This window comes from Pseudomonas sp. XS1P51 (assembly GCF_054897845.1).
This window is the reverse complement of the sequence record NZ_CM142707.1, coordinates 4651693-4670173: the sequence shown is the minus strand read 5'-3', so window position 1 is coordinate 4670173 and position 18481 is coordinate 4651693. Positions and strand designations below refer to the sequence as shown.

Sequence of the window (18481 nt, the reverse complement as noted above, 5' to 3'; positions counted from 1 at the left end):
GCTGCCGAGCCCGCGAGGCTGCGTTCGGCGGCGAAGCCGTCGTAAAACCTGCGCTTGTGGTGCATCAGGAGAAACGCTGGGCGATTGCTGCGCAATCGAACGCAGGCTTCGCCAGCTGCTACAGAGGGTTTTCAGCAGGGTCATGCGAGCATCCTTTCAACCGCTTCGGTGAAGACCTTCGGCGAGGCCAATTGCATTTCCCGGCTGGTCATGTCGACGGCGACCTGTACGGAACTGGCGCGGGTCAAGCGTTCTCCGGTTTCCAGGTCGCTGATCAGGTAGTTGATCTTCAGACGGTTCTCCCACTCCACCAGATTGGCGCGCACGTTCAGCTTCTGACCGAACACCGCGCCGCGCACGTAGCGTAATTGCAGGTCGATCACCGGCCAGGCGTAACCCGACTCGACCATGGCGGTGTAGTTGTGGCCGATCTTGTCCAGCAGTGCGCAGCGAGCGACTTCCAGGTATTTGACGTAGTGGCCGTGCCAGACGACGTTCATGGTGTCGACGTCAAAGAACGGCACGAGGATTTCCGTATCGGTGTGAAGCACTCCCTTGCTACGCATGCAGCCTCCAGTGTTGATCGGCAATACGTTGCAGGCACAGGCGCAATTCGCCTTCCAGGGCACGGTCTTCGATGACCGGCGGGAAGTCCTTGCCCAACTCTTCATGCATGGCGGCCAGGGCCGGCGGCAATGGGCGCGCGTCCTCGGCCTTGCTGCGCAGCCAGACGCCCTGGTTGGCGGCCAGCAGGGTGGCGGCGGCGACCTGTTCGGTCAGCTCCAGCACGCGGATGGCGTCGCGGGCGGCGATGGTGCCCATGCTCACTTTGTCCTGGTTGTGGCATTCGGTGGAGCGCGAGAAGACGCTGGCCGGCATGGTGTTTTTCAGCGCTTCGGCGGTCCAGGCGCTGGTGCCGATCTGCACCGCCTTGAAGCCGTGGTTGAGCATCGCGCGGTCGGCGGTGGCGCCAGACAGGTTGCTCGGCAGGCCGTGGTTGTAACGCTCGTCCACCAGCAGTGCGAGTTGACGGTCGAGCAAGTCGGCGACGTTGGCCACCAGGTTCTTCAGGCTGTCCATGGCGAAGGCGATATGGCCGCCGTAGAAGTGGCCGCCGTGCAGTACGCGCTCGGCTTCGGCGTCGATGATCGGGTTGTCGTTGGCGCTGTTGAGTTCGATCTCGATGAACGAGCGCAGCCAGTTCAGGCTGTCGGCCAGAACGCCGAGCACGTGCGGCGCGCAACGCAGGGAATAGCGGTCTTGCAGCCGATGCAGCGGCGCGGTCGGCGCGTCGATCGCCAGATCCTTGCGCAGCCATGCGGCCACTTGCATTTGCCCTGGATGGGGTTTGGCGGCGAACAGGCGCTCGTCGAAGTGCTCCGGGTTGCCTTGCAATGCGACCACGTTCAGCGCGGTGATGCGCGTGGCCAGTTGCAACAGGTAATCGGCGCGGGCGTAGGCCAGGCAAGCAAGGCCGGTCATCACGGCGGTGCCGTTCATCAACGCCAGGGCTTCTTTCGGACGCAGCACCAGCGGTTCCCAACCCAGTTCGCGGTGCACATCGGCAGCGTGTCGGCGTTCGCCACGGAACATCACTTCGCGCTCGCCGGACAAGGTCGCAGCGACGTAGGACAGTGGTGTGAGATCACCGCTGGCGCCCACCGAACCTTCTTCCGGGATCAGCGGCAGAATGTCGTGTTCAAGGAAGGCTTGCAGGCGCTCCAGCAGCTCCACGCGCACCCCGGATACGCCGTGGCACAGCGACTGCAACCGCGCCGCCAGCACCGCACGCGTGGCTTGGGCGTCGAGCAGTTTGCCCAGGCCGCAGCCGTGGAACGTATACAGATGACGGGGCAGCGCCTCGACGTGATGCAGTGGCACCGCAACCACGCAGGAGTCGCCGTAGCCAGTGGTCACGCCGTAGATCACGCCTTCCTTGTCCAGCAGAGAGTCGAGGAATCGCGCGCCTTTGGCAATGCGCTCGCGGTACGCGGGGTCGCCCTGCAGCTGCGTCGGCACCTGGCGGTTGGCCAGGGCCAGCACATCTTCGATGCGCAAAGGGAGTTCGCCGAAGGTTACCGGCTCAAGCGTTGGCGTCGTCATCGGTCTTCCAGAAAGGGTAAAAGTTGAACCATTGTTGGGGCGCTTGCAGGCAATAGTGACCCAAGCGCTCGGCGTAGCGGGAAGCCCACTGATGAATGACCTGCTCGCGGTCGCTGCGTTTCCACACGATGGTTTCGGCGAACGGCTCGAGGGTCAGTCGATAGTCGCCTGTTGGCTTCTTCAGGCACAGCAACAAATTGACCGGGCATTTCAGCAGACCGGCCAGCAACCACGGGCCTTGCGGGAATGCGGCCTGATGGCCGAGGAAGTCCACCGTCACACTGCGCCCGCCGTGCAGCGGCACGCGGTCGCCGGCAATGGCCAGCCACTCGCCGCGCTCAAGGCGTTCATGGAGTTGCAGCATGATGATCGGGTCCAGCTCGCTGACTTGAATCAGTCGCAGATTGGTTGCCCCGGCCTCGCCCAGCAAACGGTTGAACTGCTCGGCGTGCTTGGTGTGCACCAGCACGTTCATCGTGACTTTCTCGCCGATTTCCGCCAACGCACGGCAGACTTCGAGGTTGCCCAAATGCGCGCCCACCAGCATCTGCCCGCGGGTGCCGCGCAGCTGATGACGCAGCAGCGCCGGGTCGATTATTTCGATCTGGTCGATGCTCAGCTTGCCGTTCCACACGTCGAGCTTGTCGAGCATCGAGTCGGCGAAGGCCATGAACTGACCGAACACTCGCCAATGGGTCGTGCGCAATTCGTTGCGGCCGCTCCAGTCGGCGAGGCGTTGCTGGTATTGCCAGGCGCTGTGGCGGGCGCTGCGACCGAACAGGAAAAAGTACAGAACGATGCCGTACAACAGCGGGCTCAGCAGCCTGCGTCCGAGCACTTTGGCGCCGAATGCAGTGATCTTCATCAGCCAGAAGCTGCCGCGCTCCTGGCGGTCGGCCCAGTGTTCTTTATCTGCGTTGATGCTCATGCTCGCCACCGTCGCCAGAGGATCACCGGGGCCCGCAGCAACATGCCGAAGAACAACCGCGTGTGCATGCTCGAGATCAGCACATTGTCGTGGAACATACGGAAATGCGAGACGCCGTCCAGCGGGTAGTGAACCCTGGTTTGCAGCCACTGCATCGGCTGATTGCGCCAGGCCAGTCGCACCAGAATGTCCGAGTCGAAGTCCATGCGCTTGCCGATCTTCGCCGACTCGATCAGTGCCAGGGTCGGTGGCAGCGGGTAGACGCGGAAGCCGCACATGGAATCGCGAATCTGCAACGACAGGGTGTTGATCCAGACCATCACGTGCGTCAGGTAGCGGGCGTACAAACGACCTTTCGGCACGCTGGCGTCGTATCGCGGATAACCGCAGATCACGGCGTCGGGGTGCGCGCGTGACTGTTCAATGAACGTCGCGACGTCTTGCAGATCGTGCTGGCCATCGGCGTCCACTTGCAAGGCGTGGCTGAAGCCCAGGCGCGAGGCTTCGCGCAAACCGGTCATGACCGCAGCGCCCTTGCCCTGGTTGGCGGCCAGGCGGATCAGGTAAACCATCTCGCGCTGGGCCAGTTGATCGAGCACCTTTGCGCAGGACTGATCGCTGGCATCGTCCACCAGAATGCACGGCAGGCCGCAGGCAACGAGCGCATCGACTACCGTGGTGATGGCTGTTTCGTGGTTGTAGACGGGGATCACGGCGCAGGGGCTATGCATCTTGGGTTTCGCCTGAAAGACCGAGGCGCCGGCATCGCGAGCAGGCTCGCTCCCACACTAAATCGCGGCCAGACGCACAATCTGTGTCGAGCACAGAACCAATGTGGGAGCGAGCCTGCTCGCGATTGAGTGCGCGGCACTCACCAACGTTATGCATGCGCCGCCTCCAGCAAAATCCGCCCGCTGGAACAGGTGGCGGTCTCATTGCGATAGGCGAAATACAACTTGCTGCGTACCGGGTCGAAGCGCAGGTGCAACTGGACTTCATCGCCCGGGCGCACCAATTGCTGGAATTTCAGCACTTCCATGCCGGCGAATGTGGCCGGCAGGTCCATCAATTGCTGGCCCAGCGTCAGTGCCCATTCCACTTGCACCACACCAGGTAAAACCGGCGCCTGGGGGAAGTGGCCGCTGAAGTAGGCCAGGTCCGGCGGCACCGCCAGTTGCAGGCTCCACTCGCCATCGACTTCGACCTGCTCCAGCACTTCCGGCGCCTTTGGGCGCGGCGCCAACAGCAAGGCTTCCACGTCGGCCTGAGGCAGTTTGCCCTGGGCGTTCAGCGGCAGTTGTCGCAGCAGGCGCCAGCGTCGTGGCAAGGCCAAGGCTTCGCAATGCTGGCTCAGGTGCTGACGCAACTCCTGAGTGAGGGTGCGTCGTCCCTGATTGCGCAAGGCATGCAGACCCTGTTCGCTCAGCACCAGCAGCGCACCCAGCGAAGCGCGGTTTTCCTGAACCACGCCAAGGCGCGCTTCGGCGACCCAGTCGTGGTCCATCAACGCCTTTTCCAGCATCGGTAGCGAGATGCGTTTTTCTTCCAGTTTGACGATCCGGTCCAGCCGTCCCAGCAATTCGAAGCGGCCGTCGGCAGCGATCCGGGCGGCATCCGCGGTGTGTTCGAGATGGCCGGGCGGCAAGTACGATGAGGCGATGAGCAACGCGCCGTCACTGTCCTGGCTCAGCGCAACATCGGCAAAGGGCTGCCACAGCGCTTGGCCCTGACGCCAGGCGATGCCGCCGGTTTCCGAACTGCCGAAGATTTCCGTCGGCCATTGCTGCAGGCGTTGCTGAAGGCTTTGCGCGGCCTCGGCCGGCAACGCGCCGCCAGAAGAAAACACTCGACGCACCGCGCTCAAGGCCGGCCAGTCGAGGTTGTCGCCCATGCGCTTGAGCAACGCGGGACTGGCGACCCAGGCGAAGGCCGGGTGTTCGCGGCTGGCGCGCTGTAAATCTTCCGGGAAGGCCAGTTGCTTGCGCATGAACGATCGCCCGGCGCACAGCGGCCACAGCACCCGAAACAGCAGACCGTAGATGTGCTGGGTGGCGACACTGCCGATGATGCAGGCTTTACCCAGATCAGCGCCCCACAGATGCTCCAGCGCTTCGACTTCATTGGCCAGTTGACGCAGGGTTTTGTCGATGCGCTTGGGTTCGCCACTCGAGCCGGAGGTGCACAGGCTCAGCTGACAGCGATCCAGATCCAACGCAGCGGCACTCAGTGGCGAATGCCGGTAATCGCTCAGGTGCGCGTCATCGGCCTGATCGGTCAGCCACACATCGACTTCACTCGACCAGCGCTGGCGTGTCTGGGCTTGCAAGTCGGCAGGCAGCAGCACGCTGACCCCAGCACGCCAGGCGCCAAGCAGCGCAATCGCCAGGTCGGCGGCGTCTTCAAGATGCACGGCAATGCGTCGTGCACCCTGGGCTTGCAGGCCGGCGGCCAGGCTCAGGGCCTGCGCGCACAGCTGTGCATGATTCAGCGCCGGTTCGGCCGTCACAGTACGTTCCGGCTGAGCCTTGAGCACCAGTTGCTCAAGTTTTATCCAATTCATGGGTGGCCTCTTACCCGTTGTCGTATGAGCCATTCAATGGCAAACAGCAGGCCCATCAATCCGTAGGAAATCAGGCCGGTGTACAACATCCACCAGCTCAGCGGCGCCCAGAGCGTCAGGCCGGCCGCGAGCAAACCGTTACAGAGGAAAAACACACTCCAGGCGATCGTCACCTGACGGGTATAAACAATCGCTTTGGCCGGCAGTTGCGGTTCACGCAAACGCGCCAGGCGTTCGATCATCGGCGGGCCATATTTCAGGCTCAGGCCAAACAGCCCGAGCATGAACGCGCTGATCAGTACCGGGTACCAGCGCAGCAACAGCGGGCTGTCGAACAACGCCAGCAATAGGCAGAAAGCAATCGCGGTGATCGCCATCCACAGGCTGCCCGGCCGCCGCGCGCCGAACAGTGCCCTGGCCAGCCACAGGCTGCCCAGCAGCAGACCGAACTGCCACGGGGCGAAATGTCCCATGCCGAAATACACCGCGAAGGGGTACAGCAGGCCCGCCAGCAGCAGGCCAAGGCCGATCAGTCGACTCATGCGGCCGGTTGAACCAGACGGTAGACCGCCTCGACCACGTCGCTGACGGTGCGCACCGATTTGAATTCTTCGGCGGCGATTTTCTTGCCGGTCTGGCGCTTGATGTGATCGATCAGGTCGACCGCGTCAATGCTGTCGATTTCCAGGTCCTGATACAGGTTGGATTCGAGGCTCACACGCTCCGGGTCCAGCTCGAAGAGTTCGACCAAGGCATCGCGCAGGGTGTTGAAAATGTCATCACGAGTTTGCATGGTCCGGTCTCAAGCTGCCTGTTTTGCAGTGACGAACGCCGCAAGGCTCGCCACGTTGCTGAAGTGATTGCGGGTGTCCTTGGCGTCGGCGTCGATTTTGATACCGTACTTTTTCTGGATCGCCAGGCCGAGTTCCAGGGCGTCAACCGAGTCCAGGCCCAGGCCCTCGCCGAATAGCGTCTGGTCATCGCCGATGTCGTCGACGCTGATGTCTTCCAGGCCCAGGGCGTCGATGATCAGCAGTTTTATTTCCTGCTTTAGGCTAACGGTGTGCAGATCGCTCATATTCGGCGAGCTCCTTAATAAAGTAAGTGTGCAAATAGTCGTTGAGCTTGCGCGAGGCCTGAGGAGCGGGGCCTAGCGCGGCGAAAGCCTGTGGGTCTATATCGGCCCCGACACGGAAACTGAAGTGCACGCGGCGTTTGGGGATCCGATACCAGGGTTCGGCCTTGGTCAATGTGGTCGGGCTGACCTTGATGATCACCGGGGTGAGGATTTTCGCACCGCGAAGTGCGATCGCTGCCGCACCCCGATGAAAGGCCGGCGCCTGGTCCGGATCGGTGCGGGTACCTTCGGGAAAGATGATCAGGGTCTGGCCGCTTTTCAGCGCGTCGGCAGCGGCGTCGAGCATGTCCATGCTGCCATCGTTGCTGATGTATTCGGTGCGGCGTAGCGGACCGCGGGTAAAGGGGTTCTCCCAGAGGCTTTTCTTGACCACGCAATTGGCATGGGGCACCAGGCCGATGAGAAACACGACATCGATCAGCGACGGGTGATTGGCGATGATCATTTGCCCCGGGCGCCCGAGGTTTTCTGCGCCCTGAATGTCGTAGGTCAGCACGCCGGTGCGGGCCATGAACCGGACAAAAAACCAGAAACAGCGACTGACGGTTTGCCGTGCACGTAACCGGTGGGTCTGCGCGTTGCCGGGAAGGCAGCTCAGCAGCGGGAAAATCGCCAGGCGCAGGCACAGCCCGCCCAACCCGAACAGGGTGAAGCTTGCGGCGGTCGCCAGCAGACGCCAGTAATAGGCGTCGCGGTTTTTTTCGGTTACAGGTTGCGTTGCCAGGTCCATACACGATTTTTCCAGGCATGTTGGCAGGAAGTCTGCTGGCCGAGCAGCGTACGCAAGAGATTCAAGGCATGGGGCCAGTGGGCTTTGGACAACTCATCCGGGGTGCTGTTCAGGGACAGCTGCCAGTCGGTGCCGGGGGTGATCAGCAGACCGACCGCATAAGGGAACGGCACGTCATCGATCCAGGTGGAATAGGCCTCGGGCGGTTGCTCTTCGGTGACCACCAGCAGGACTGCCGGCGCACCTTCGGCAAGCAGTGCCGCAACCTCGAGCATGCCGTTTTCAAGGCCGTCGCCGGCTGCGGCGAGGGCCGTCATCTCACTGGTTTCGCCACGCATGATCGACCACAGCCCGATGACCGCGTTGTGCACGGACAGGCTGAACTGGGTCGGCGACAGCGGCTGATCGGCAGCCAGATCGCTGAGAATGTCGAAGGTGCGCGGGGTTTCGCCGTGACGGGAAATAAAGACCAACGGTAGGTCCTGGTGACCATCGGCCAATGGCCAGCCGACACTGAACGCCATTCGCGCCAGACGGCTGAGTCGGCGGCGCTGCATGGCCGGCAAAAAAGACACGTCAGGGGCGGCATCGCTGCTCGCAAGCACGACCGGCTGTCGGCTCCAGGCCAGCCAGTCGTCCACGCTTTCGAGCCCAGGGGCCCATGCGCGCCATTGGGCGATGTTGAAGTTGATCACAGACATTCATCCCGCCCCTGCGGGCTTTCTTGACGCGGTAAGTCGCAAAAGCAGCGACAGACCTTACGTGGCGCTTAACGCCGAGTGGCGCGCATTATCCCGGTGCGGCGGGCGGGTAGCAAATGCTGGTTACATTTTGCGCAATGAAAATGTACCGGTTGGTTCGCGAAAAGCTGTCGAATGGCCATTATCCACATCGAGAGGGTCATGTCTGTCGGCTCTGTCGGCGTTGATCAGACGAGTTTGGGTCATTTTCATCGTGAGATTTCCTGTGACTGTGTAGTCCCTATGCCAGCAAGGTAGCTAAGCAACACCGTGGACTACTACACTCGGTCATTCTTTGATACACGGAGGTTTTGACATGCGGCGCGTGGTATTCAATCAAAAAGGCGGCGTAGGCAAATCCAGCATTGCCTGCAATCTGGCGGCGGTCAGCGCCAGCGAGGGCTATCGCACCCTGTTGGTGGATCTCGATGCCCAGGCCAACTCCACTCAGTACCTGACGGGGCTAACCGGTGATGACATCCCGATGGGAATCGCCGATTTCTTCAAGCAGACCCTGTCTTCCGGGCCGTTCTCCAAGAAAAACCAGGTCGATATCTACGAAACCCCGTTCGACAACCTCCACGTCATCACTGCCACTGCCGAGCTGGCTGACTTGCAGCCCAAGCTTGAGGCCAAACACAAGATCAACAAGCTGCGCAAATTGCTCGAGGAACTGGACGGTGATTACGACCGGATCTACCTCGACACGCCGCCAGCGCTGAACTTTTATGCGGTTTCGGCCTTGATTGCCGCCGATCGTGTGCTGATTCCCTTCGATTGCGACAGTTTCTCGCGTCAGGCACTGTACGGCCTGCTGGCGGAAATCGAAGAGTTGAAGGATGACCACAACGAAGGGCTGGAAGTCGAAGGCATCGTCGTCAACCAGTTCCAGGCTCGTGCCAGCCTGCCCCAGCAAATCCTCGATGAACTGATCGCCGAAGGGTTGCCGGTGCTGCCGGTGTACCTGGGCAGTTCGGTGCGCATGCGCGAATCCCACCAGGCCAACACGCCGCTGATCCACCTGGACCCACGGCACAAGTTGACCCAGCAATTCGTTGAGCTGCACGCCCTGCTGGAAAACACCTGAAAATCAAAAGATCGCAGCCTGCGGCAGCTCCTACAGGGGATTTGTGTTCGACCGGTCAATGTAGGAGCTGCCGCAGGCTGCGATCTTTTAGGCCGTTATCAAATCCCTTGGCTGCGCAACCAACTCAACAACTGCGGTAACGGGAAGGCCCCGCTTTGGCGTGCTACTTCCCGGCCGTTCTTGAACAGAATCAGACTCGGAATCGAACGAATCCCCAACTGCGCCGACAACTGCTGATTGGCCTCGCTGTCGAGCTTGGCCAGCCGGCACTTGCCCGCCAATTGCACCGCCGCTTGCTCGAACACTGGCGCAAACGACTTGCACGGCCCGCACCAGTCCGCCCACACGTCCACCAGCAACGGCAGATCGCCCTTGATCTGGCTGGCGTAATCATTTTGCTTCAACTCAAATGGCTTGCTCAGCAGGACCTCGGCTTTGCAGCGGCCGCATTTGGGATGGTCGTTGAGACGCTCGGCGGGGATGCGGTTGAGGCCGTTGCAGTGGGGGCAGGGGATGAGGAGTGGGTCAGTCATGGTCGGCTCTTCGAAAGGTGGCAGTCAATGCGGTGGATCTTGAGGCGAAGGACCTGTTTATCAAGATAGAAAGGTGTAGACAGGACCTTTGTTGGCCTCACGACGAACAACTGATCTCCAGATGCTTGCCCCACTCCGGCGGCCGCTCGGCATAGCTCTCCATCCCCGGTTGTTCCTCGAACGGCTTGCTCAGCACCGCATGCAATCGACGAACTTCTGAATAGTCGCCACTCTCCGCCGCATCGATGGCTTTCTGTGCCAGGTAGTTGCGCAGGATGTACAGCGGATTGACCGCATGCATCCGTTTACGGCGCTGTTGCTGATCAACCTCGCCGTCACGAGCAACCCGGGCGACATAGAGCTCACCCCAGGCATCGAACCCCTTGATGTCGACGAAGTCATCACGCAAATGGGCGACCGCCAGTTCGGGTGACTCGTCCCCGAGGCGGCGGAAGAACAGGCTGTAATCGACGCCACTGTTTTGCATCAGCTGTAGCAGGTGTTCCAGCAGTTTCTGGTCGTCGTCTTCGGCGGTGGTGAAACCGAGGCGGCGGCGCATCAGGTCCAGGTAGTGGACCTGGAACAGCGGCAGGTATAAACCGAGGGTTTCGCGCAGGGCCTCGACGCTGATGACAGGCGTCAGGGCCTGGGCCAGGGCGCTGAGGTTCCACTGACCGATCGGCACCTGGTTGCTGAAGGAATAGCGGCCCTGATCATCGGAGTGGTTACAGATGAAGTTGGCGTCGAAGTCGTCGAGGAAGGCGAACGGGCCGAAGTCGAAGGTGATGCCGAGGATCGACATGTTGTCGGTGTTCATCACCCCGTGGCAGAAGCCGTAGGCCTGCCACTTCGCGATCAGCTCGGCGTTGCGCTCGACGATTTCGCGGAACATCGCCAGGTACGGTTCCGGTTGTTCCAGGCATTGTGGGAAGTGCATGGCCAGCACGTGCTCGCCGAGCTCTTTCTGCTTCTCGGGACGTTTGGTGTAGTAGAAGTATTCGAAGTGCCCGAAGCGCACATGGCTTGGTGCCAGGCGCAGGACCATGGCCGCGCGTTCCTGTTTCTCGCGCCAGACGGGGGTGTCGGAGCCGATCACGCACAGTGCGCGGGTGGTCGGGATGTTCAGGGCATTCAACGCTTCGGAGGCGAGAAACTCGCGGATCGAGGAGCGCAGCACCGCCCGTCCATCGCCCATTCGCGAAAAAGGCGTTTGGCCGGCGCCCTTGAGGTGCAGGTCCCAATGTTCGCCGGCTTCGTTGTAAACCTCGCCCAGCAACAGGCCGCGACCATCACCCAGTTGTGGGTTGTAGGAGCCGAACTGATGACCGGAATAGACCATCGCCCGAGGGACTGCGTCAGCCCAGAGTTTATGCCCGCTGAATAGCTCGGCGAACTCCTGGGTTTCGGCCACGGCCGGGTCGAGATCAAGCAGCGCCATGGCCGCAGGGCTGGCCACCACCAGGCGCGGGTTGTCGATGGGCTCGGGCAGTACGTGGGCGGAAAACGTATCGCCCAGGCGGTCGAAGCGATTATCGAAGGTCAGTTCGTCGAGGGCTTTCAAGGGCCATCTCCAGCAGAATGTCCGAGCATTCTGCTAGGGATAAGGCGGTTAGTCGAGCTTGGCGGCCGGTGGCTCTTGAGGTGCTTCACCATCCGCCTTGGGCACGATGGTTTTGGTCTCCGGCTCGATCGGCACCATCTTGTACTCCTGGCCGTGAAGGTTTTTCAGGTAAACCTCCATCTGCCGGAACGAGATGTTGATGTGCTGCTTCTTGAACTCGCGGTTGATGAAGCGGTTGACCTCGTCGAGCACCGGGTTGCGGTCACCGAGGTCGCGCACGTGCATGCGCAATTCGTGATCGAGGGTGCTTTCGCCGAAGTTCAGGAAGTACACGTGAGGTTCCGGGTCTTTCAACACGCGCGGGTTATCGCGCGCGGCCTTGAGCAGCAATTCCTTGACCAGGTCCAGATCCGAACCGTAATCGACACCAAGCTTGAGGGTCACCCGGGTGATGGTGTCGGTCAGGGACCAGTTGATCAGTTGCCCGGTGATGAACGTCTTGTTCGGGACGATGATGTCCTTGCGGTCGAAATCGGTGATGGTCGTGGCGCGGATACGGATCTTGCTGACCGTGCCCGACAGGTTGCCGATGGTGATCGTGTCGCCGATCCGCACCGGGCGTTCGAACAGGATCATGATCCCGGAGATGAAGTTGGCGAAGATCTCCTGCATACCGAAACCGAGGCCGACCGAGAGCGCTGCCACCAGCCATTGCAACTTGTCCCAGCTCACACCGAGTGTCGACAGGGTCGAGACGAAACCGATGCCGGCGATTACGTAGGACAGCAACGTGGTGGTGGCGTAGGCGCTGCCCTGAGCCAGGTCCAACTTCGACAACACCAACACTTCAAGGAGGCCCGGCAAGTTGCGCGCAAGGGCGAAGGTGATGCCGATGATGATCAGCGCGCCGAGCATGTCGCCAATGCTGATCGGCACCATGCTCATGTTGGCGCCGGTGCCGCTGGTGTATTCGTAGAGAGTGACGTTGTCCAGGTACGAGAACACCGTGATCAGGTCGGACCAGACCCAGTACAACGCGGCGATGAAACCGCCCAGCAGTGCCAGACGGATCAGTCGCAGAGACTGTTCGTTGACTTTCTCGATGTCCAGGGTCGGTTCTTCGATCACGGCTTCGCCGTCGCCGGCCTCTTTCGCAGCCTGACGTTTGGCCAGGGCGCGCTGGTAGGCCAGGCGTCGGGCCGCAACGCTGAGGCCGCGTACGAAGGTGGCTTCGATCACCAGCCAGAACATCAGCAGGTAAAGGGTGTTGATTAACCGGTCGCTGAGTTTCAGTGCGGTGTAGTAGTAACCGAAGCATACGGCGACGAACAACGCGACGGGCAGGACGGTGAACATGACTCCGACCGCTTTGCGGAACAGCGAAGCATTTTGGTGAGTCGGGCTGCTGACCAGCAATCGGCTGAGCAGCCAGGCCATCAAGGCGTAGCAGATCAGTACGACCGGCATGCCCAAAACATCATCGGCCAGTGCCGCCGGTTGCAGTTCGGCCACGGCCACCACCGCGACCAACGCCATCACCACCAACCCGAGACGACGGACCCATCCCTGAAGGAATTCGACCTGAGGTTTTTCCCAGCGGAAATGCAGTTCGGCCACGCCACCCGGCGCGAGGATCCGGTAGGCGGTGTAGAACACCAGCCAGGCCTGGGCCATTTGCAGCAGTGCCGCGCCCATGTTGGCGTTCTGTCCGCGGGCGTCGATTTGCAACGCCAGGCCGCACAAGGCCAGGCCCAGGGAAACCGGCATCGCCAGCAGGATATTGATCAGGATTGCTTGAGGCGTATGCCACTGACTGTCGCGCTTGAAGTGGCCGATGTCCTGGTGAACCTTGCTCAGCCGGGCATACAGGCTTTTGCGCCGCCACAGCAGGGCGCCGATCAGCAGCGCCAATGGCAGGAACAGTAGCGGCCGCTGGGTCAGGCCGTCGGTCAATTCGCTCAGGCTCGAGGCCCACGGCAATGTAGTGACCTGACGTTGCAGGCGTTCCGGCACGCTGTGTATCCATTCCAGATCCAGCGGCTTGTTGCTCGGAATCCAGAACATCTGCTCATCGAGGGTTGCTCGCAGGCTTTGCGCAGTGCTGAGCAATTGCTTCTGATTGAGTTGCAACGTGATGGATTCGTTGAGCACCGCGCTCAGTTCGCGGTTCAGCCGCTCCAGCAGGTCGGCGCGGGTCGTGGCCAGTTCCAGCAGGCTCTTGCGCAGCTGCGGGGTGACTTGCTCCGGCGGTTGGGTCGTCAGCAGGTTGTCGACGTAGGCCGCCGGGTTGCTCAGCAGTTCCCGTTGCTGACTGACTTCGAACTGATACAGGCGAATGTCGGCGATCTGATCGGCCAGGTCGCGGTCGAGCTTGAGACGCGGCAAGGCCTGTTTCTGTTTGTAGAGAATCTTGGAGAGCAGCAGGCTGCCCTTGAGCACGTTGATTTGCTCGTCCAGGGCCGAATCGCTTTGGGTCACGCTGTCCAGCTGTTGCTTGGTCTGCAGGTTTTGCTGGGTGACGATGTTGAGGCGGTCAGTGCTTTTGAGCAGGTAGTCGGAAAGCTTCAGATTGGCCGCGCTTTCGGTGGCCAGCAGGGTGCTGCCGCCGGCCTTCTGCGCCTCGATGGACTGCTGCGTCACGGTCTCCTGAGACTGAGCCAGGCGCTTCTGGTTGATCAGGTTTTGCAGCTCCTGGATTTCCCGCTCCAGACGATCGGATTTTTCCGAGAGCAAGTCATGCTGGCTGTTGCCCAGGTCCTGTAACTGGCTGTTGCCGGCCAGTTCCTGGCGACGCAGCGGAATCAGGGCGTTCAACGCCGCGAGCTCGGCATTGAGCTGGTCGCGCTGCTCGCCGCTCAAGGTCTTGCCGTTGTCCTTGCCGGCCTTGAGGATGTTGTTGATCTGCTGGATGCGCGTCTGGCTGGTGGAAATTTCGGCCTGGGCGCGTTCAGGGCGGGTCTGGGCAGTAATGACCAGACTGTTGGCGTCGGCCAGGGCTTTTTGCAGATCGCTTTGCTGGGTCGAGCGCTCGGTCAGCATTTGCTCAAGTTGCTGAATGGTCTCTTTGGCATAGCGTTGCGCCACCGGCACCACGTTGGTGGCCTTGAGGCGGGTCAGTTCGCGCTGGTTCTCGATGTTCTGCTTCGGCGCGGTCGCCAGCTGCTGCTTGAGATCGGTCAGCTTCTGCTCGTACTCACGCTGGTTGTTGAGCTGTGTCAGCGTGCTCTGCAGGATGGATTGCAGGGCTTTCTGATCGGCTTCCGGCAGTTTACGGTCGGCGATTTTGTCCAGGCTCGCCTGCACGGCTTCGGCGGAGGGTGGTTCGGCGGCTTGCAACGTGCCGACAGACAGACTCAAGCCCAGCAGGGCCATGATGAAAAAGGTGCGCAGGGTTGACATAGAGACCGATCGAAAACGAGACGAAGTATGGAGTTTAGAGGAAGAGTCCCGGGCCGGGGCGACTTCCTTCGGGGAATCTGACGCCCACTTTGCCGATCTTGTTCCCTTCCATGACCGCGACGGTCCAGATGGTGTTGTTCCACTCCACCTGGTCGCCGACGACTGGGGCACCACCCACTTTGTGGGCAATGAAATGGGCCAGGGTCATGTCCGGATCGATGCCTTCGACTTTCAACCCGTACAGGGCAGCAACCGCGGCCAGCTGGGCGTCTCCTTCGAGTACGAAGTCGCCGAAAAAGCGCAAATCGAGGCCCCGTTGCGGTGCCTGGCTGAACAGTTTTCCGAGGGCCGCAAGGTTGTGTTCATGGCCGATTACGCAGAGCAAATCATCGACTTCGAGCACCGTACTACCCGACGGATGGAGCAGTTGCTGGCCACGAAACAGCGCTGCGATCCGGGTGCCTTCGGGCATTTTCAGCTCCCGAAGGGGCGATCCGATGCACCATTTTTCGGCACCGAGGCGATAAACGAACAGCTCCCACTCGCTGGTGACGTGGACTTCCAGGGCGGCCCGGGAAATGGGCGCCGGCTCGGGCGGAACCGTCACCTTCAGAAATTTGGCGACCCACGGCAGGCTCGTGCCCTGCACCAGCAGCGACACCAGTACGATAAAGAAGGCGAGGTTGAAGTAGAGCTGGGCGTTGGGCAGGCCGGCCATCAGCGGGAACACCGCCAGAATGATCGGGACCGCGCCGCGTAATCCGACCCAGGAAATGAACGCCTTTTCTCGCCCATGGAACGCCTTGAACGGCAGCAGGCCGACCACCACCGACAGCGGCCGGGCAAACAGAATCATCCACAGCGCCAGACCCAGGGCGGGCAGGGCGATGGGCAGCAAGTCGTGTGGCGTCACCAGCAGCCCCAGTACCAGGAACATGCCGATCTGGGCCAGCCAGGCCATGCCGTCGAGCATGTGCAGAATGCCGTGGCGGCTGCGCACCGGGCGGTTGCCGATCACCAGACCGCACAGGTACACCGCGAGGAAGCCGCTGCCGTGCAGGGCGTTGGTCAGGGCGAAAACAACGAGGCCGCCGGCAATCACCAGAATCGGATAGAGGCCCGTGGCCAGATTGATGCGGTTGACCAATTGCAGCATGAGCCAGCCGCCGCCGAGACCGATGACGCCACCGATGCCGAACTCGCGCAGCAGATGGGTGAGCAGGCTCCAGTGCAGGCCGGTCTGGCCGCTGGCGAGCATGTCGATCAGGGTCACGGTGAGGAACACCGCCATCGGGTCGTTGCTGCCGGACTCGATCTCGAGGCTGGCCGTGACCCGTTCGTTCAGGCCTTTGCCACCTAACAGCGAGAAGACCGCCGCGGCGTCGGTAGAGCCGACGATGGCGCCGATCAACAGGCCCTGGATCAGGTTCAGGTCAAACAGCCAGGCGGCGGCCATGCCGGTCAGCCCGGTGGTGATCAGCACCCCGACCGTGGCCAGCGACAGCGCCGGCCATAACGCTACGCGGAAACTGGACACCCGGGTGCGCAAGCCACCGTCGAGCAGGATGACCGCCAATGCGAGGTTGCCGACCAGATAAGCCGTTGGGTAGTTATCGAAAATAATGCCGCCGCCATCGACGCCGGCCGCCATGCCCACGGCCAGGATGATCACCAGAATCGGGATACCGAGGCGGGACGACAGTGAGCTCACCAGAATGCTTGCACCTACCAGCAACGCGCCGATCAAGAACAGGCTGTTGATGGTCGTCGCATTCAAAGGCAGTACTCCAGAAAGCTGAAAGGCGGGCACAAACTGACCATGCAGTCTGCGTGCCAGCGATTCTAACCTGTTGAAATGTGATGCTGTCAAAAAGGTTTGCAGATCAAAAGATCGCAGCCTGCGGCAGCTCCTACACTGGATCGGCGTACACCGTGTAGGAGCTGCCGCAGGCTGCGATCTTTTCGTCCGTGACGCGACCTTCGTTTAGAGGCTAAACCGTCCAACCATGTTGTTCAGGTCCAGCGCCAACCGCGACAGCTCATTGCTCGCTGCGCTCGTCTGATTGGCGCCGGTGGCCGATTGCACCGACAAATCACGAATGTTCACCAGATTGCGGTCCACTTCACGGGCCACCTGCGCTTGCTCTTCGGCGGCGCTGGCGATGACCAGGTTACGCTCGTTGATTTCGACGATGGCGCTGTTGATGGTGTCCAGCGACAGGCCGGCGCCGCGAGCAATGTTCAGGGTCGATTCGGCGCGTTCGGTGCTGTTGCGCATCGAGTCCACCGCGTGTTCGGTGCCGCTCTGAATGCTGCCAATCATGCGTTCGATTTCGCTGGTCGACTGCTGAGTGCGATGAGCCAAGGCGCGAACTTCATCCGCCACGACGGCAAACCCACGACCGGCTTCACCGGCGCGGGCGGCTTCGATCGCTGCGTTCAACGCCAGCAGGTTGGTCTGGTCAGCCAGGCCGCGGATCACGTCCAGCACCTTGCCGATATCACGGGACTCGTTAGCCAGGTCGCCGATCAACGTGGCGGTGCTCTGCACATCGGCGCTCATGCGTTCGATGGCGCTGACGGTTTCCTGCACCAGATCACGGCCATCGCCCGCGGAGGTGGTGGCGTTTTTCGAGGCTTCGGACGTGCTCACCGCGTTGCGCGCGACTTCTTCCACGGCGCTGGTCATTTCGTTGACCGCGGTGGCGGCCTGTTCGATTTCGTTGTTCTGCTGAGTCAGTCCACGGGCACTTTCGTCGGTGACGCTGTTGAGTTCTTCAGCGGCGGATGCCAGTTGCGTGGCGGAACCGGAAATCCGTTGCAGGGTGTCGCGCAGTTTGTCTTGCATCTTCGCCATCGCCGCCAACAGGCGACCGGCTTCGTCTTCACCGTCGACAGTGATCGGGCGGGTCAGGTTGCCTTCGGCAATTTCTTCGGCAGCGTTCAAGGCGTTGGCGATCGGTTTGGTAATGCTGTTGGTCAGCAGCCAGGCGAACAGCACGGTCATGGCGCTGGCGATGACCAGCAGCGTAATCACCAGGTTGAGGGACGTCGAATACTGGTCGCCCGCATTGCGGTCAGTGACTTCGATCTGATGGGTGTTGATCTCAAGCAACTTCGCCAGGGCCGCGTTGACCGCTTCCGAGTTGGAGAGCAACTCGGTGTTAAGCATCTTGCGCAGGTCATCGACCTGATTGTTGCGCGAGAGCGTCTTCATCCGCTCTTCGAGTTGGCGATATTGCCCCAATAACTGCACGTATTGATCATAAGCGGCGCGTTCTTCCGGGTCATCGATCAGCGGTTCGTAGATTTTCTGCGCGTCACGGATCTGCTGATTGCGCAGGTCGAACAGCTCCATGGTTTTTTGCTGAACGTCGGGTTCGCGGTTCACCAGCAAACGATAGGACAACACCCGCAGACGCAGGGTCAGCTGAGTGAATTCGTCGAGGCTTTTGATGCTTGGCACGCTCATGGAGGCGATGTCCTGGCCAGCGCCGCGAATTTTGCTCATCTGGTTCAAGGCAAATACCCCCAGCACCAGCATCAGACCGCCAATCAGAGCAAAACCGAGGAACGCCCGCGGAGCGATATTCATATTACGAAGGGACATGGTGTTCACCGAAAAGAGCGCACCCGTTTGGCGCTGAGGCTGACGTATGGGTGACTTATCGGTCATACGACTAAAGTCTTGAGTCCCTGCGC

16 protein-coding genes are annotated in these 18481 nt (G+C 61.2%); 1 reads left to right on the top strand and 15 read right to left on the bottom strand.

Annotation, left to right across the window (positions count from 1 at the left end; genetic code table 11):
* Positions 1-140 precede the first annotated feature (140 nt).
* From ACYZUD_RS21660 to ACYZUD_RS21615, 10 genes are all read right to left on the bottom strand, one after another.
* Positions 141-566 (bottom strand): acyl-CoA thioesterase, encoded by a 426-nt coding sequence (locus ACYZUD_RS21660; RefSeq protein ID WP_462020073.1) that lies wholly within the window; start codon positions 564-566, stop codon positions 141-143.
* The gene (locus ACYZUD_RS21655) at positions 559-2103 is read right to left on the bottom strand and encodes an HAL/PAL/TAL family ammonia-lyase (RefSeq protein ID WP_462020072.1); all 1545 of its coding nucleotides are present in this window, start codon (positions 2101-2103) and stop codon (positions 559-561) included. Before ACYZUD_RS21655 ends, ACYZUD_RS21660 begins: the two co-directional genes overlap by 8 nt.
* The gene (locus ACYZUD_RS21650; RefSeq protein ID WP_462020071.1) at positions 2084-3031 is read right to left on the bottom strand and encodes an LpxL/LpxP family acyltransferase; all 948 of its coding nucleotides are present in this window, start codon (positions 3029-3031) and stop codon (positions 2084-2086) included. Before ACYZUD_RS21650 ends, ACYZUD_RS21655 begins: the two co-directional genes overlap by 20 nt.
* The gene (locus tag ACYZUD_RS21645; RefSeq protein WP_462020070.1) at positions 3028-3762 is read right to left on the bottom strand and encodes a glycosyltransferase family 2 protein; all 735 of its coding nucleotides are present in this window, start codon (positions 3760-3762) and stop codon (positions 3028-3030) included. The genes ACYZUD_RS21650 and ACYZUD_RS21645 overlap by 4 nt, the downstream gene beginning before the upstream one ends.
* 149 nt (positions 3763-3911) lie before the next feature.
* On the bottom strand, positions 3912-5591 hold the full coding sequence (locus ACYZUD_RS21640; RefSeq protein WP_462020069.1) for an AMP-binding protein: 1680 nt from the start codon (positions 5589-5591) through the stop codon (positions 3912-3914).
* On the bottom strand, positions 5588-6133 hold the full coding sequence (locus tag ACYZUD_RS21635) for a COG4648 family protein (protein ID WP_462020068.1): 546 nt from the start codon (positions 6131-6133) through the stop codon (positions 5588-5590). The genes ACYZUD_RS21640 and ACYZUD_RS21635 overlap by 4 nt, the downstream gene beginning before the upstream one ends.
* Positions 6130-6384, bottom strand: coding sequence for an acyl carrier protein (locus tag ACYZUD_RS21630; protein ID WP_007992314.1), 255 nt, complete (start codon positions 6382-6384; stop codon positions 6130-6132). The genes ACYZUD_RS21635 and ACYZUD_RS21630 overlap by 4 nt, the downstream gene beginning before the upstream one ends.
* A 9-nt stretch (positions 6385-6393) precedes the next feature.
* Complete coding sequence (locus tag ACYZUD_RS21625; RefSeq protein ID WP_462020067.1) at positions 6394-6669, bottom strand: phosphopantetheine-binding protein; 276 nt, start codon at positions 6667-6669, stop codon at positions 6394-6396.
* Complete coding sequence (locus ACYZUD_RS21620) at positions 6647-7459, bottom strand: lysophospholipid acyltransferase family protein (RefSeq protein WP_462020066.1); 813 nt, start codon at positions 7457-7459, stop codon at positions 6647-6649. The genes ACYZUD_RS21625 and ACYZUD_RS21620 overlap by 23 nt, the downstream gene beginning before the upstream one ends.
* A complete protein-coding gene (locus ACYZUD_RS21615) occupies positions 7435-8160 on the bottom strand; it encodes a beta-ketoacyl synthase chain length factor (protein WP_462020065.1) in 726 nt (241 codons plus the stop codon). Before ACYZUD_RS21615 ends, ACYZUD_RS21620 begins: the two co-directional genes overlap by 25 nt.
* Before the next feature lie 355 nt (positions 8161-8515).
* Between ACYZUD_RS21615 and ACYZUD_RS21610 the strand changes: the two genes are divergently transcribed.
* The gene (locus tag ACYZUD_RS21610; protein WP_462020064.1) at positions 8516-9286 is read left to right on the top strand and encodes a ParA family protein; all 771 of its coding nucleotides are present in this window, start codon (positions 8516-8518) and stop codon (positions 9284-9286) included.
* A 98-nt stretch (positions 9287-9384) separates the two neighbouring features.
* Here ACYZUD_RS21610 and trxC read toward each other — a convergent pair whose 3' ends face one another.
* The 5 genes from trxC to ACYZUD_RS21585 all read right to left on the bottom strand — a co-directional run bounded on the left by trxC (position 9385) and on the right by ACYZUD_RS21585 (position 18389).
* Positions 9385-9819, bottom strand: coding sequence for a thioredoxin TrxC (gene trxC, locus ACYZUD_RS21605; RefSeq protein WP_462020063.1), 435 nt, complete (start codon positions 9817-9819; stop codon positions 9385-9387).
* Between the two features lie 97 nt (positions 9820-9916).
* Positions 9917-11380 carry a protein adenylyltransferase SelO gene (gene selO, locus ACYZUD_RS21600; protein WP_462020062.1) on the bottom strand — a complete coding sequence of 488 codons (1464 nt, stop codon included), beginning with the start codon at positions 11378-11380 and terminating at the stop codon, positions 9917-9919.
* 48 nt (positions 11381-11428) lie between these two features.
* Complete coding sequence (mscK, locus tag ACYZUD_RS21595) at positions 11429-14779, bottom strand: mechanosensitive channel MscK (RefSeq protein WP_462020061.1); 3351 nt, start codon at positions 14777-14779, stop codon at positions 11429-11431.
* A 34-nt stretch (positions 14780-14813) separates the two neighbouring features.
* The gene (locus ACYZUD_RS21590) at positions 14814-16556 is read right to left on the bottom strand and encodes a potassium/proton antiporter (RefSeq protein WP_462020060.1); all 1743 of its coding nucleotides are present in this window, start codon (positions 16554-16556) and stop codon (positions 14814-14816) included.
* Positions 16557-16763: 207 nt separating this feature from the next.
* Positions 16764-18389 carry a methyl-accepting chemotaxis protein gene (locus ACYZUD_RS21585; RefSeq protein WP_462020059.1) on the bottom strand — a complete coding sequence of 542 codons (1626 nt, stop codon included), beginning with the start codon at positions 18387-18389 and terminating at the stop codon, positions 16764-16766.
* Between the last annotated feature and the right edge of the window lie 92 nt (positions 18390-18481).